Source organism: Serratia sp. YWN4, assembly GCF_055790845.1.
This window is the reverse complement of record NZ_CM147696.1, coordinates 3,857,373-3,873,168: the sequence shown is the minus strand read 5'-3', so window position 1 is coordinate 3,873,168 and position 15,796 is coordinate 3,857,373. Positions and strand designations below refer to the sequence as shown.

At 58.0% G+C, this 15,796-nt stretch carries 7 protein-coding genes; 2 read left to right on the top strand and 5 right to left on the bottom strand.

All coding sequences use genetic code 11. From position 1 onward, the window contains the following. Nucleotides 1-79 precede the first annotated feature (79 nt). Genes mdtC through ACX9GT_RS18105 form a run of 3 tightly spaced genes read right to left on the bottom strand, consistent with a single transcriptional unit; the run spans nt 80 to nt 7,523 of the window. Nucleotides 80-3,160 (bottom strand): multidrug efflux RND transporter permease subunit MdtC, encoded by a 3,081-nt coding sequence (mdtC, locus tag ACX9GT_RS18115; protein WP_473188067.1) that lies wholly within the window; start codon nt 3,158-3,160, stop codon nt 80-82. Further along, nucleotides 3,157-6,276 carry an MdtB/MuxB family multidrug efflux RND transporter permease subunit gene (locus ACX9GT_RS18110; protein ID WP_473188066.1) on the bottom strand — a complete coding sequence of 1,040 codons (3,120 nt, stop codon included), beginning with the start codon at nt 6,274-6,276 and terminating at the stop codon, nt 3,157-3,159. The genes mdtC and ACX9GT_RS18110 overlap by 4 nt, the downstream gene beginning before the upstream one ends. Further along, nucleotides 6,276-7,523, bottom strand: coding sequence for an MdtA/MuxA family multidrug efflux RND transporter periplasmic adaptor subunit (locus tag ACX9GT_RS18105; protein WP_473188065.1), 1,248 nt, complete (start codon nt 7,521-7,523; stop codon nt 6,276-6,278). The genes ACX9GT_RS18110 and ACX9GT_RS18105 overlap by 1 nt, the downstream gene beginning before the upstream one ends. Before the next feature lie 197 nt (nt 7,524-7,720). Here ACX9GT_RS18105 and ACX9GT_RS18100 point away from each other — a divergent pair, with 197 nt between their 5' ends. Continuing rightward, nucleotides 7,721-8,674, top strand: a complete 954-nt coding sequence (locus tag ACX9GT_RS18100) for an aldo/keto reductase (RefSeq protein ID WP_473188064.1) — start codon at nt 7,721-7,723, stop codon at nt 8,672-8,674. A 711-nt stretch (nt 8,675-9,385) separates the two neighbouring features. On the opposite strand, the gene yegD is transcribed toward ACX9GT_RS18100, so the two are convergent. Continuing rightward, nucleotides 9,386-10,738 carry a molecular chaperone gene (gene yegD / locus ACX9GT_RS18095; RefSeq protein ID WP_473188063.1) on the bottom strand — a complete coding sequence of 451 codons (1,353 nt, stop codon included), beginning with the start codon at nt 10,736-10,738 and terminating at the stop codon, nt 9,386-9,388. Nucleotides 10,739-10,915: 177 nt separating this feature from the next. Here yegD and alkA point away from each other — a divergent pair, with 177 nt between their 5' ends. Next, on the top strand, nt 10,916-12,415 hold the full coding sequence (gene alkA, locus ACX9GT_RS18090; protein WP_473188062.1) for a DNA-3-methyladenine glycosylase 2: 1,500 nt from the start codon (nt 10,916-10,918) through the stop codon (nt 12,413-12,415). On the opposite strand, the gene ACX9GT_RS18085 is transcribed toward alkA, so the two are convergent. After that, nucleotides 12,392-15,721, bottom strand: coding sequence for a diguanylate cyclase (locus tag ACX9GT_RS18085; RefSeq protein WP_473188061.1), 3,330 nt, complete (start codon nt 15,719-15,721; stop codon nt 12,392-12,394). The genes alkA and ACX9GT_RS18085 overlap by 24 nt on opposite strands. Between the last annotated feature and the right edge of the window lie 75 nt (nt 15,722-15,796).

Genomic DNA, 15,796 nt, shown 5'->3' with positions numbered 1-15,796 from the left:
GGGAGAGGGCGGGGTGAGGGGCTTGCAGTTCGCTAATCTTCCCCTCACCTTAACTGACAAACATTATCGTGATAGCCATTTATTGCGGCAGCGGTGCCAATTTTTTACCGCGGCGGAACTTCATCTGTAGCCGATCGAAATACAGATAAATCACCGGGGTGGTATACAGCGTCAGCAACTGGCTCATCACCAATCCCCCGGCGATAGTGATGCCGAGCGGTTGGCGCAGCTCCGCCCCGTCACCGCTGGTCAGCACCAGCGGCAGCGCGCCGAACAGCGCTGCCAGCGTGGTCATCATGATCGGCCGGAAACGCAGTAGGCTGGCCTGGAAAATCGCCTCGTGGGCGCTAAGGCCGCTATTACGCTGCGCGTCGAGGGCAAAATCGACCATCATGATGGCGTTCTTCTTCACAATGCCGATCAGCAGCATGATCCCGATTAAGGCGATCAGGCTAAACGGCGCGCCGAACAGTTGCAGCGCCAGCAAGGCACCCACCCCGGCAGAAGGCAGAGTGGAGAGAATGGTCAGCGGATGGATATAGCTCTCATACAACATCCCCAGCACGATATACACCGTGGCGATGGCGGCGGCGATCAGCAGCAACTGCGATTGCAGCGTTTCTTGGAACACCTGCGCAGTACCGGCAAACGCGCCTCGCACCGTGGAAGGCACGCCGATCTGCGTCATAGCGCGCTCAATGGCGGCGGTGGCATCGGACAGGCTGCCCCCTTCCGGCAGGTTAAACGAAATGGTTGAGGCCGCTGAAAGCCCCTGATGGTTGACCGCAAGCGGAGCATTAGCCGGTTGCCAGCGGGCAAAATAGGACAGCGGGATCGTTTGGCCATCTTTATTAATCACGAACATCTTCTCTAGCGAACTCACGTCCTGGGTATAAGGCGGAGCCACCTCCATCACCACTTTGTACTGGTTCAGCGGTTGATAGATGGTGGAGATCTGGCGCTGACCGAAAGCGTTATTCAGCAGATTGTTGGCATCGGTAATCGAAATGCCCAGCCGCGCCATGGTTTCGCGATCGTAAGACAGATCCATTTCCGAGCCTCGGTCCTGCTGATCGGAGTTAACGTCGGCCAGTTCCGGCAGCGCGGAGAGCGCCAGGCGGACCTTCGGTTCCCATTCACGCAGTTCGCGGAGATCGTCCGCCAGCAGCGTGTACTGATAACTGGCGTTGGATTGCCGCCCACCGGCGCGGATATCCTGCACCGCCATCAGGAACAGGCTGGCTCCGGGCTCTTTCGCCAGCTTGGCGCGTAGCCGGGCGATCACCTTTTGCGCATCGTCGCTGCGTTCTGACAGCGGCTTGAGCGAGATAAACATCGAACCGCTGTTGGTGCGTGAACCGCCGGTAAAGCCGGTGACGTTATCCACGTCTTTGTCTTCCCGTACGATCTTCATAAAATCCTCCAGCTTGCCGCGCATCGCCTGGAACGAAATGCTCTGATCCGCCTGGATAAAGCCCATCAGGCGGCCCGTGTCCTGCTCGGGGAAGAAGGTTTTCGGAATGCTGATATACAGCCAGATGTTGAGGGCGATGGTCGCCAAAAACAGCGCCAGTACCCAGCGCGAATGGCCGAGCACCCAGTTAAGCGAACGGCCGTAACCCCGTTGCAGCGCCAGCAACACTTTGCCAAAACCGCGTACGCGCCGCTGTTTGCGATCGGGCTGATAGCGCAGCAGATAGGCGCACATCATTGGCGTTAACGTTAGCGAGATCAGCAACGAAAGCCCGATGGAGACTGACAGCGTGACGGCAAATTCGTGGAATAACCGGCCCGGCAGACCGCCCATAAACAGCAACGGAATAAACACTGCCACCAGCGACACACTCATGGAAAGCACGGTGAACCCCACTTCGCGCACCCCTTGCAGCGCGGCGTTGATCGGTTTCATCCCGGCTTCGACGTGGCGAGAGATATTCTCCAGCACCACAATGGCATCATCCACCACAAAGCCGGTGGCGATGGTCAGCGCCATCAGCGACAGGTTGTTTAAACTGAAACCGCACAGGTACATGGCGGCAAAGGAACCGATCAGCGAAACCGGCACCGCTACCGCCGGGATCAGCGTCGCGCGGCCAGAGCGCAGGAAGATAAATACCACCAGGATCACCAGACCGATGGCAATCATCAATGATCGTTCCACTTCTGCCAGCGAAGCGCGAATGGTGGGGGAGCGATCCTGAGCGATATCCAATTGGATGGCGGCTGGAATATTTTCCCGCAGGGCGGGCAGTTCGGCGCGGATGCGATCGACGGTTTCGATGATATTGGCGCCCGGTGAGCGGCTGACGGTCAGGATAATCGCCGGTTTGGCGTTGGTCATCCCGGCGTTACGCACATCCTGCACCGAATCAACGACGTTGGCCACATCGCTCAGGCGTACCGCTGCGCCATTGTGGTAGTGAATCACCAGCGGCTGATAGGCGGCAGCGGTTTTCAGTTCGTCATTGGCCTGGATCTGCCAGCGCTGCTGCTGGTTTTCTACCGCGCCCTGTGGCCGACGGACGTTGGCATTGGCGATGGTCTGGCGTACCGCATCCAGCGAAACGCCCTGGTTGAACAGTGCGCCGGGGTTGAGTTCCACGCGCACCGCAGGCAAGGAGCTACCGCCGACCGACACATCGCCCACCCCTTCAGTCTGAGCAATTTTCTGCGCCAGTTGGGTAGAGGCGAAATCATACAGTTGCCCCTGATTGTAGGTATCCGAGGTTAGCGTCAGGATCATGATCGGCGCGTCGGACGGGTTGATTTTGCGATAGGTCGGGCGGCTTGGCATGCCGGTCGGCAACAGGCCTTGCGCCGCATTGATCGCCGCCTGCACGTCACGCGCGGCGCCATTGATATCGCGATCGAGATCGAACATCAAAATGATCCGCGTACTGCCCAGCGAACTGGTCGAAGTCATTTCACTGACCCCGGCAATACGGCCCAGCGCCCGTTCCAGCGGAGTGGCCACTGAAGACGCCATGGTTTCCGGATCGGCCCCTGGCAGTGAAGCGCTGATGGAGATCACCGGGAAATCAATCTGCGGCAGCGGTGACACCGGCAGCAGCCGGAAACCCATCACCCCGGCGAGGGCGATCGCCAGCGTCAGCAGGGTGGTGGCAACCGGTCGATTGATGAACAGGGCAAAGAATTTCACGGCAGCTCCTGCGCATCCGGCTGGCGATGAGTATTGCGCGCCAGCTTGTCAAACAGCAGATAAATCACCGGCGTGGTGAACAGCGTCAGGATCTGGCTCATCACCAGCCCGCCCACCATACAGACACCCAGCGGGCGGCGCAGCTCGGCGCCCACGCCGGTGCTGAGCATCAGCGGCAGTGCGCCGAGCAACGCGGCCAGCGTGGTCATCAGGATCGGGCGGAAACGCAGCAGGCAGGCCTGATAAATGGCATCGTACGGCGTCATTCCCTGTTCGCGTTCGGCGGCCAGCGCAAAGTCGATCATCATGATGGCATTCTTTTTCACGATACCAATCAACAGGATGATGCCGATGATGGCAATCACGTCCAGTTCATGGCCGGACATCATCAATGCCAGCAGCGCACCCACCCCGGCGGTGGGCAGCGTAGAAAGAATGGTCACCGGATGAATAAAGCTCTCATACAGCACGCCGAGCACGATATACATCGCCACCACCGCCGCCAAAATCAGCCACAGGGTGCTGCCGAGCGCCGCCTGAAACGCCAGCGTCGCCCCCTGGAACTGGGTGGTGATGTCGTTTGGCATGTTGAGGGTTTTTTCTGCCTGGGTAATGGCATCCACCGCTTCACCGAGCGAGAAGCCCGCGGCCACGTTGAACGACACGGTGGCGGAGGGGAACTGGGCCAGATGGTTGATCGTCAGCGGGCCAAAACGTTCCTCAATCTTGGCGATGGTGCTCAGCGGCACGGTGGTGCCGTTGCTGCTGGTCAGGCGGATATCGTTTAACGCCGCCAGCCCTGGTGTGCTGCTGACATCATGCTCCAGCACCACCCGGTACTGGTTGGCCTGGGTGTAAATGGTGGAGATCAGCCGCTGGCCAAAGGCGTTGTAGAGGGCGTTGTCGATAGCGCTCATGGTGATCCCCAGGCGCGAGGCGGAATCATGATCGACATTCACAAACGCCACTAATCCCCGATCCTGCCAGTTGCTGGTGACGTCGGTGAGCTGGGGTGCCTGCTGTAACGCCTGCATCAGCTGCGGCACCCACTGGCTGAGCTGGTCAAGCGACATTGCCTGTAGCGTGAACTGGTATTGCGTGCGGCTCACCTGAGTATCGATGGTCAGATCCTGCACCGGTTGCAGATACAGTTTCACGCCGGGGAACTGCGCCGTTTGCTGTTGCAGGCGGCTAATGATCGCCGGAATGCGATCGCTGCGTTCACTCAGCGGTTTCAGGTTGATCTGCAAGCGCCCGCTGTTGAGCGTGGCATTGCTGCCATCGACGCCAACGAACGAGGTCAGGCTTTCCACCGCCGGGTCTTTCAGGATCTCGGCGGCAACCTGCTGCTGGCGTTCGGCCATATTGCTGAACGACACGCTTTGCGGCGCTTCCAGCGTACCCTGAATAATGCCGTTGTCCTGCACCGGGAAGAAGCCTTTCGGGATCAGTAGATACAGCAGCACGGTGAGGATCAGCGTGCTGAACGCCACGCCCAGCGTCAGCCAAGGGTGATTCAGCACCACTTTCAGCCACACGCCGTATTGGGCGATCACCCGCTCAAAAAAGCGTTCGGAAGCGCGGGAGAAGCGGTTCTGCTTGCGCAGCGACTCATGGCTGAGCATGCGGGCGCACATCATCGGCGTGAGCGTTAAAGACACCAGCGCGGAAATCAGGATCGCCACCGCCAGCGTCACCGCAAACTCGCGGAACAGGCGGCCGACGATATCCCCCATAAACAGCAGCGGGATCAGCACCGCCACCAGCGAAAAGGTCAGCGAGATAATGGTGAAACCGATCTCGCCAGCGCCTTTCAGTGCCGCATCAAGCGGCTTTTCGCCTTTCTCGATATAGCGCGAGATGTTCTCGATCACCACGATCGCATCGTCCACCACAAAGCCGGTGGCGATGGTCAGCGCCATCAGCGTCAGGTTGTTGATCGAAAACCCAAGAAAATACATAGCGGCAAAGGTGCCCACCAGGGAAAGCGGCACCGCCACGCTGGGGATAATAGTGGCAGGCACATTACGCAGGAACACGTAGATCACCATCACCACCAGCACGATCGCCAACAACAGTTCGAACTGCACGTCGCTGACCGAGGCACGAATAGTGCTGGTGCGGTCGGTCAACACTTTCACCTCCACCGACTTAGGCAGGCTTTTGATCAACTCAGGCAGCATGTTGCGGATGCTGTCGGCAGTGGTGATCACGTTGACCCCCGGCTGGCGCTGAATGTTCAGCACAATGGCCTGCTCTTGGTTAGCCCAGGCCGCCAGGCGGTTGTTTTCTGCCCCCTGTTCGATGGTGGCGATATCTTGCAGGCGAATGGCCGCGCCGTTCTGATAGGCCACAATCAGCTGACGATAATCCTCTGCGGATTTCATCTGATCGTTGGCGGAGAGCGTGACTGAGCGGGTTGGGCCGTCCAGGCTGCCCTTGGCGGAGTTGACGTTGGCATTGCTGATGGCGGTGCGGATGGTTTCGCTGTCCAGCTTGTAGGCGGCAACCGCGGCGGCATTGAGCTTAACCCGCACCGCCGGGCGCTGGCCGCCGGAAAGGGTCACCAGGCCGACGCCGGAAACCTGTGAAATCTTCTGCGCCACGCGGGTTTCCACCATGTCTTCCACCTGCGTCATTGGCATGGCGTTAGAGGTGACCGCCAGCGTCAGGATCGGCGGATCGGCAGGGTTAACCTTGCTGTAAATCGGTGGGTAGGGCAGATCGTTGGGCAGCAGGTTGGTGGCGGCGTTGATCGCGGCCTGCACTTCCTGCTCTGCGACGTCGAGCGGCAGCTCAAGCTGGAACTGGAGGGTGATCACCGAGGCTCCGCCGGAACTCTGCGAAGCCATCTGTTTCAGGCCGGACATCTGGCCAAACTGCCGCTCCAGCGGAGCGGTGATCGCCGAGGTAACCACGTCCGGGCTAGCACCGGGGTAGAGGGTTACTACCTGAATGGTGGGGTAATCCACTTCTGGTAAAGCAGAAACCGGCAGCGCGCGGTAACCGATAATCCCGGCCAGCAGGATCGCCAGCATAAACAGAGTGGTGGCCACCGGGCGCAGAATAAACAGCCGGGATGGCCCGCCGCCGGCCTTTGGGGGCATGGCCTGCATCAGGATTTCTCCTGCGCTTTACGCGGGTGTTTGGGTTTGGCCGTTGCCGATGCCTCTTGCGGAGCAAGTGGTGCCAGCACTTCCACCTGCATGCCTTCGGTCAGGCGATCGATACCGTCGGTCACTACGCGATCGCCAACCTTCACGCCGCTGGTGATCACCACCTGTTGGCTATCCTGCACGCCAGCGGTAACCCGGTGTTTACTGACTTTATTATCTTCACTCAAGATCCAGACGAAGTGGCCTTCATTGCCCATTTGCAGCGCGGCGGTTGGGATCACGATCGCATTGTGCAGGGTGGCGACCTTCAGCCGCGCGTTAACGAACTGATTGGGGAACAGCGTGTCGTCCTGATTATCAAAGCGGGCTTTCAGCTTGATGGTGCCGGTAGCCGTATCAATCTGGTTATCCAGGCTCAGCAGTGTGCCGTGGGCCAACTGCTGCTGGTTGGTGCGATCCCAGGCTTCGACGCTGACTGGCCCGGCCTTTTGTGCTTGCACCAGATCGGCGATATTGCTTTCCGGCAGCGTGAAGATCACGTTAATCGGATGAGTTTGGGTGATCACCACGATCCCGGTGGTGCTGCCGCTGGAGATGTAATTGCCCACGTCCACCAGCTTGAGGCCAACGCGGCCATCAATCGGGGCGGTGATCCTGCTGTAGGTAATTTGCAGTTTAGCGCTGTCGACCGCGCCCTGATCGGCTTTGACCGCCCCTTCGCTCTGACGCACCAGTGACAGTTGCGTGTCCAATTCCTGGCGCGAGATCAGGTTGGTTTTGACCAGTTGCTGATAGCGCGCCAGATCCTGCCTGGCATTGGCCAGCGTGGCCTGATCTTTCGCCAGTTGCCCCAGCGCCTGTGTCAGTTGCACTTCATACGGGCGTGGATCGATTTCTACCAGCAAATCACCGGCTTTCACCTGTTGGCCTTCGCTAAAGTGGATCGCCATCAGTTGGCCGTCGACCCGGCTGGTCACGGTCACGGTATTAGCTGCGGTTGCGGTACCCAGCCCGCTCAAGAAACGCGGCACGCTTTGCTGGGTGGCGGTAGCGGCCTGAACCGGAGGCATGGGTGCATTGCGTCTGCCGCCCGCTCTACCACCCGCACCTGCCGGGCGAGCCCCCGGTGTTGCATCAGTGGTTTGTGGCGCGTTGAAATGACGCCAGGCCAGAATGGCAACAATAACCACGATAACCACTGCCAGCAGGCGTAGTATCAATGAACGGCGTTTCGGTTTTGCATTCATGGTGATAAAGACTCTCTCCAGAGACAAACAGGCGGGCAATCATTGCCAAAAGTGACACTCCCAACAGGATACTAGTTTAGCGAGTCGTGCCAGCACAAAAATGAAGGAAATATGGAGGAAACGTCAGGTTTTTCGGAAGAAAGCATATAACTAACCGCAGTGATTCTTAACGCGATAATTTTTTACAGGAGTTGAAGATGGGCAAAAGAGAACTGGGCCGTTCCGGCATTCAGGTGCCAGCGCTGACTTTTGGCGGCAACGTGTTTGGCTGGACCGCTGACGAAGCCACTTCGTTCAGCCTGCTGGATGCGCTGATGGACCACCAACTGAATTTCATTGATACCGCGGATATGTATTCCACCTGGGTACCGGGTAATCACGGCGGTGAATCGGAAACGGTGATCGGCAACTGGCTGAAGAAAAGCGGTAAACGCGAGCAGGTGATTATCGCCACCAAGGTCGGCAAGCCGATGGGTGAGGGCAAGCAGGGGCTATCACCACGCTATATCCAACAGGCGGTAGAGGATTCTTTGCGCCGTTTGCAGACCGACTATATCGATCTGTATCAGTCCCATGATGACGATCGCGATACGCCATTGGCAGAAACCCTGGCGGCGTTCGATGCGCTGATCAAAGCCGGTAAAGTGCGGGCGATTGGTGCCTCTAACTATCAGGCGGATCGGTTGGAAGAGGCGCTGAACGTCAGCGAGCAGAACGGCTTGGCACGTTATGAAACGTTGCAGCCGGAATACAATCTGTATGCCCGCGCAGGCTATGAAACCGCCCTGGAAGGGGTGGCACAACGACACGGCCTGGGGGTGATTAACTTCTTCTCGTTGGCCAGTGGTTTTCTCACCGGTAAATACCGCAGCGAACAGGATATGGGTAAGAGCCCGCGCGGCGACACCATCGTTGCCCGCTATCTGAACCCGCGTGGTTTGCGCATTCTGGCGGCGTTGGATCGGGTAGCGGCTAAGCATCAGACTACGCCAACGCAGGTGTCATTGGCTTGGCTGATCGCTCGGCCAAGCATTACTGCACCGATTGTGAGTGCCACTTCGTTAACGCAGTTGGATGAGTTGGTGGGGGCGATTCGGCTGAGGCTGGATGTTGAGGATATTAAGGTGCTCAACGAGGCGAGTGCTGAGTGATTTACTATTGTGTAGATAAGAGTATTAATTTCGGCCGCTAAACGTTTTGCGTGCATTCGGCAACGCGGTGAACGCGCCCGAGCAGGGGGCTCAAGAGCCAGCCCCCTGCACCCCGGCCCTTGCCATATCAGGTGGTCGCTGCGCGACTTCCCTCACTCCGCCACGGCGCATAACGGCCGGCTACGACAGGCGTCCCTGCCTGTCTCGCCTGAAACCGCCGTCCATGGCGGTTTCGCCTATGCACCGAGTCTGCGTTCGGCACCTTCAATGGCTTCAACACCTGTGCTTACCTTATCAGCAAGGGGGGTTGGCACTCTGTTATCAATGCCATTTGTAAAGGTTGCCCGGTGATAACAGATTCGGGTGTTGACGTTGAGCGCATCATGGCCTGCTGAGTAAGACACCGTTGCCAGGGGCAACCGGCCATGGATGGCCGGTTGAGGCGATATGAACAGGGACGTGAATTGAGCCGACCCGCCCGGCAACGGTGACGCAGCGAAGGCACCCGCGCAGCGGGCAGGCCATGTTAAGCGTTGGCGTGGGTGCAGGGCCCCGCCTTGGGCCCTGCAATTGCCGTGCGATATTGTTTCATGGAATCACGCCATTTTTACGGCAATTCCCATTACACCTGGCTGATATAGACGAAAGCGTTCTGTTTAGCAGAAGACGATGATCGTTGTGTTCCAATCCCCGTTTGCACCTGTGCGCCAATCAACGAAACAGCGTTTGTGCCCAGCGCGCCAGCCCGGCGGTGACTGAGCCGAAATCGTTACCGCCGACGATCGGGATCCCCGGCAATTGCTGTTGCAAAGCGCTACGCAACAGTGGCGAACGCGCGCTGCCGCCGGTCAGATAAATCACCTGCGGCGTACTCTGGCTGGTAGCCAGTGCGGCGCTGACCTGCTCCTGAATACGCAGCAGCGGTTGTGCAATCGCCTCGGCCAGTTGATCCTGGCTGATGGTTTCTGCCAGTTCCGTCTGCACAAAAGCCAGCGAGGTAAGGAAGCTTGGCTGGTTAGACAGGGCGATTTTACTCTCTTCAGCCGCTCGTACCAGCCGGTAGCTCAGCCGCTGCTGGTAGACCTTCAGCAGACGTTGTACTTTTTCCGGCTCGGCCGCATCGCGGATCAAATCGCGCAGCAGGCGGCCGTTGGCGGCGCTGTAAAAGTCGTTTTGTGCCGGAACGTCGTTGGTAGCGACCGCATTCCAATAGGGTAACGCAGGCAGCGCGATGCCTTTCTCGGTTTCGCCGCCCATGCCGAACAGCGGCATCAGCTGTTTGAAAGCCAGCATGATATCCAGATCGTTACCACCCACGCGGCAGCCGCTGTGCCCCAGCAGGCTTTGCTGGCGATCGGCCCGATCGCGCCATTGTGGGCCCATCAGCAGCAGTGAACAGTCGGTGGTGCCGCCGCCGATATCCACCACCAGCACGATTTTCTCCTCGCTCAGCGTGGCCTCAAAATCCAGCCCGGCTGCCACTGGTTCAAACTGGAATTCGATGTCTTTGAAACCGGCGCGAACGGCGGCGCGTTGTAATATCCCCTGCGCCTGCCGGTTGGCTTCTTCGCCGCCGATGCCCTGGAAGTTGATCGGGCGGCCAATCACTGCCTGATCGATGCTGCTTTGCAGCACCCCTTCCGCCTGGCGTTTGATATGGAACATCATGGCGCACACCAGATCTTCAAACAGCGCAATCTGCTGGGGTTTGAGGCCGTTGGCTCCGAGGAAGGATTTTGGCGAGCGCACGAAGTAAACGTCTTCCGGGTCTTCAATATAGTGCGCCAATGCTTGTAGGCCGAACAGCACGCTGTGGCTGTTAACCGGAATATCTTCTTCACGGTTGAAGGCAATGGCGCGGCGCAGCAATTGCTGATTCTCTTCGCTACCGGTAGGCACCTGCCAGTGGCGGTGCAGGCACTCACTTACCGCTTCACGCGTCGGCGCACACAGCATCGAAGGCAGATAGGGTTCGTGGTTTTCCAACGTCAGTAATTCGGGGCCATTATCCCGCATCACGGCGACGGAACAGTTAGCTGTTCCATAATCGAAGCCAATAAACATTTATCTCAATTTCCCCATGCCAATGAAGGGGGGCGACTTTACCTGAGACGGCCGGGCCGGGCAACCGGTGTAAGCCAATGCTGAAAAATTTAGCGCTGCTTGCGTTGGCATGCTTAACTGAGGCGTTTCAGGTTAATGTCCGATTCCCGCACGTCAGCCACTGGCCCGAGCCCCATAATGAACAAAAAACAGACCCTGAGCGTGACCATGATGGAGCAACAACAAGCGTTGTATAGCGCGCTGAGTGCGCGCGATCGTAAATTCGACGGGCGCTTTTTTGTCGGCGTTTCTTCTACCGGCATTTATTGCCGACCCGTGTGCAGCGCGCGCACGCCAAAAATCGAAAATTGTACCTTCTACCCGAGTGCTGCCGCCGCCGAACTGGCCGGGTTTCGCCCCTGCCTGAAGTGTCGGCCGGAACTGGCCCCCGGGCTGGCGTTGATCGATTTGGGTAACCGTTATGCGCAGGTGGCCGTCCAGTTGATTGAGCAGGGTTATCTGTCGGAACACAGCTGTGAACAACTGGCCGCGCGTCTGGGGATTTCCGATCGCCATCTGCGGCGTATTTTTGCCGAACAGTTCGGCGCATCCCCCATCGACTATGCCCAGTCGCACCGTTTGTTGCAGGCCAAGCGCTTGCTGGCGGATACCGATCTGCCGTTGAGCGAGGTGGCGTTTGCTGCCGGATTTGGCAGCCTGCGGCGTTTTAACGAACTGTTTAAAGCGCGCTATCGCCTGATCCCTTCCGCGCTACGCAGTAGTGCTGGCCGCCATGAGCGCGCAGCCACCAGCGGGCTGGTTTTTCATCTGGGGTATCGGCCGCCTTACGATTGGCCACGTATGCTGGCTTTCCTGCAAGCGCGTGCGGTGAAGGGGGTGGAGCTGGTTGAAGGAACACAATATTGGCGTTCAATTGCCGTCCAGCAGGGTGGCATTGATTATTGCGGTTGGGTGAGCGTGCAGCCGGACGAAGCCCGTAATCGGGTACGGGTGGAGGTGGCTCCAGCGCTCAGCCGGGTAACCACCGAGGTGCTGCGGCGTGTGCGCCAACTGTTCGACTTGGATGCGGCACCCGATCGCATCGCCGATGCGTTGGGGGATTTGGTGGCCGATGCGCCGGGCCTGCGGTTGCCGGGATGTGTTAACAGCTTCGAGCAGGCCACGCGGGCGGTGTTGGGGCAACTGGTCAGCGTGAAGATGGCTGCGGTTTTTGCCGGGCGCATGGCGCAGCGTTGGGGGATGGCGCTGGAACAGCCTAACGGCAGCATCACGCATGTGTTCCCCGCTGCGGCAAGGATTGCGCAGTTGCAACCGGAGGAGCTAAGGCCGTTGGGGATCCAGCTTAAACGCGCTGCGGCGCTGATCGAAATGGCTAAAGCGGTGACGGAAGGGCGGTTGCAGTTGGATAACGTGCTGGATATTGAACAGGGCATTAAAGCGTTGACCGCTCTGCCGGGGATCGGTAGCTGGACTGCCAACTATATCGCCATGCGTGCCTGGTCATGGCCGGACGTTTTTCTGGCGGGTGATTACCTGATCAAACAGCGTTTTCCCGGCATGACTCCGCGCCAGATCGAGCTGTACGCCGAACGCTGGCGGCCATGGCGCTCCTATGCCACGCTGCATTTGTGGCATAACGGGGATTGGGCCCCCTCAATGGACGCCATCATCAAGTAACTCAGCCAGCGGTTGTTCCAGCGCGATCAGATCACCATCGACCAGATCGATGCCAAGGGCTGTCAGCGTACTCAGCGTGGCCAATTGTTCCACCGGGCCTGCCAGCGTCTTGGCATGTATCCGGTGAGCGGCGCTGTTGAGTATTGACACCATCAGTTCATCCATCTGATTGCTGTGTACGTTGGTGACAAAGCGTTCATCGATGCGAATGTAATCGATCTTTTGGCCGTTCAACCGATCGAAGGCATTCAGGTTGCGCCCAAAGCCGTTGACCAGCAGTTTGCAACCTAGCCGCTGTAATTGACGGATAAATTCACCGCCATTTTCTGTGTGATCCAGAATAATGGCTTCGTCGATCATCAGAAGGAGGGTCTGGTGCGGCAGAAGAGAGGCTGCCAGTTTCTCCCGCAGGTAATGTTGGAATTCAGGGTCCAACAGGTTGTCGGTGGCCAACGGCAGGGCGATGGAGAGCCCCAGGCGCTGAATGGCTGGGGCGTGTTGCTCCAGTATTTGATCCACCATCCAGCGATCGACCTCTGGCAGCAGCCCATACAACTGTGCGGCCGCGAAGAAGTCGTCAAACGTCAGCATGTGCTCATCGGGGGAAGTCACCCGCAACGTGAGCTGATGGAAGCAGTTTGCCTGCGGCGTGTTGGGGGGGGACACGGCTTTGACGTACAGTTGCAATTGCTGTTCATGAATAATGCTCATCACCTGCTGACGCGTCAGCAGTTCATGTTGGCGCTCCATCAGTTGCTTCTGCCGGGCTTCATAAATGTAAACCTGCCCACGGCCGCGGTGTTTGGCGGTGTAACAGGCGATATCCGCCTGTGCCAGCAATTCGGCGCTTTTGCCGCTGGTGGCACTGATCTGGGTAATACCGGCGCTGGCACCCACATGGTAGGTTTTGCCTTCCCAGTAAAATGGGTGTTCACCGATCTGTGAAACCATCTGTTGCATCAGCGTTTTTGCCTGTTCCAGAGAGCAGTTGAACAGGATCAGGCCAAATTCGTCCCCGCCCAGGCGGGCCAGACAGTCACTGTTACGCAACTGACGCTGCATGAGCTGAGCAATTTCCTTCAGCAAAGCATCACCGGCTGCGTGCCCGGCGCTGTCGTTAACCACTTTGAACCGATCGAGATCGAGGAAGACCAATGCATGCTGTTGATCGTTATCGGCCACGCTGGCCGTGGCGTTTTTCAGCCGTTTTTCGAAGCTGGGCCGGTTTTGCAGGTTGGTCAACGCATCGTGTGAGGCGCTATAACTCAGCTTTTTCATCAATTCCCGTGAGGCGCTGACGTCCTGTAGCACCATCACCACGCCCATCACATCCCCTTCGAGGGTTTTCAGCGGTGAAACGGAGGTTTGTACATCGAAGCGGCGGCCATCACGGCTGTGCAGCACCAGCGCATAATCCGGCGGTAGGGTTTTCCCTTCCAGCAGGCAGTATTGCACCGGGTTTTCAACTTCCGGGCCGTCTTTGCCGTTCGTCATGCGCACGACACCGTTGATCGGCATACCCAGCGCCAGTTCCAATGGCCAGCCGGACATCTGCTCGGCGATCGGGTTCATAAAGGTGATGCGCATTTCACTGTCGGTAGAAATCACCCCTTCACCGATGGAATCAAGGGTAATGTGCAAGCGTTCTTTTTCTTCATGCAGTGCCTCGGTCAGCGCGGTGATTTCCGTCATGTCAATATTGGTGCCGATCATGCGCAGCGGCTTGCCCTGTTCATCAAGAACGGTATTACCCTGGCCCCGGATATGCCGGATCCCTTGGCGGGTCTGGATGCGAAACTCCATCACGTAGGGTTGGTGCTGGCGGGTGATGACCGTCATTTGCTGGGCAATGCGTGCGCGATCTTCTGGAAAAATCAATGAACTCCACAGTTCCAGAGTCGGCAGTTGGTCGGGATCGAGGTCGTAAAGTTCAAACATCCGCTTGTCCCAGGTCAGTTTTTCACAACCCACCACCCACTCCCAGATACCGATCCCCCCGGCCTGATTGGCAAGCTGGATGCGCTCCATCAGGTGGCGATTTTCGGCCTCCGTACGTTTTAGCTCGTTGATATCTTCCACTTGAGAAATAAAATACAGCGGCTGGCCGGAGGGATCGCGCACCAGCGATACGGCTATCAGTGTCCAGATGCTTTCACCATCGCTGCGGATGTAGCGTTTTTCCATGATATAGCTGCTGATGTGGCCATTAAGCAGCGCCTGCCACTGTGTCAGATCGGCGTGCAAATCGTCCGGATGGGTGATTTCCTGAAAGGTTAAACGGCACAACGCTTCCGGTGGGTAATGCAGCAGTTTGCACAGCGCCTGATTGACCTGTAACCATTTCCCTTCAGGGGAAACCAGAGCCATGCCAATGGCGGAATATTCCAGCGCATTACGAAAGCGTGCTTCGCTCTCGGCGATGTGATCTTTTTCCACCCGGAATGCGTGCATCACCATCGACATGGAATGGGCCGGGAACAGGATCAGGATCAGCGGCAGGTAGATCTCCACATCACCGAGAAACTGCCCGCGATCCTGAGAATGCAACAACCCAAATGAGATGAGCACGGTAATCATCAGCGTGGTGGCAAAGCAGATGATGAAGGTTTCAAACCTGGGTAGGCTAATGGCGGCCCACAAGAGCGGCAGAATGACGAAAGTAAACGGGTAGGGTAGGTTGAGCAGCGCCAGATAGCTGAAAGACAGGGTGGCCATCAGCATCACCAGCAGTTTGACCCTATTCAGGGTTTTCAGCATGGAACGGCGATACACCAGCCCGATTGGCGTGAGGGCAAGTACCCCAATCGCTTCAGAAATAAACCAGGCGCTGAACGACTGCCAGAATGTCTGCCCTGGCTGCGGAACCCAGGACACGGCCAGCAGGGCGCTGAACATCGGGGTGAAAATAACCGCACAGACGACAAACCTCAGCCAGCTAGCCAGGCCGTTGAGCGGATCGGTCGGTTGCAGCACCCGGTGCAATAACAGGGTACAGACTGCGGCTTCCAGCAGGTTAATCAGCGTCAGTTTGACCGGAAACCAACTGAAACCGAACAGGATAAAGCTGGCCGCACAGATACTGGCACCGCTGAGCAGCAGCGGCAGCGGCCACTGCTGCGGCTGATACCGGTACAGCAAGATGATAATGGCGGCGGTCGGGAACCACAGTGGGGTAAAATGGCTGGATTCGGTCGACAGCGTCAGGCAGAGGTAAGCCAGCAGGAATATGACCATTGCCATCAACAGCGAGTGAGTCAGTAAAGAACCTTTCGGGGGCGTGGGGTGATGCGCTGCGCTGATGTCCATGAGTAACCTTACTGTGCTGTCGGCCACGGGCAAATATAACTACCGTTGGAAAGCGGAATTTTACTAACAAGAGGT

Bases quoted from the DNA above. Each gene is read 5' to 3' on its own strand.
- alkA (WP_473188062.1), top strand. From the start codon at position 10,916: ATGAACAAAAAACAGACCCTGAGCGTGACCATGATGGAGCAACAACAA.
- ACX9GT_RS18100 (WP_473188064.1), top strand. From the start codon at position 7,721: ATGGGCAAAAGAGAACTGGGCCGTTCCGGCATTCAGGTGCCAGCGCTG.
- ACX9GT_RS18085 (WP_473188061.1), bottom strand. From the start codon at position 15,721: ATGGACATCAGCGCAGCGCATCACCCCACGCCCCCGAAAGGTTCTTTA.
- ACX9GT_RS18110 (WP_473188066.1), bottom strand. From the start codon at position 6,276: ATGCAGGCCATGCCCCCAAAGGCCGGCGGCGGGCCATCCCGGCTGTTT.
- yegD (WP_473188063.1), bottom strand. From the start codon at position 10,738: ATGTTTATTGGCTTCGATTATGGAACAGCTAACTGTTCCGTCGCCGTG.
- ACX9GT_RS18105 (WP_473188065.1), bottom strand. From the start codon at position 7,523: ATGAATGCAAAACCGAAACGCCGTTCATTGATACTACGCCTGCTGGCA.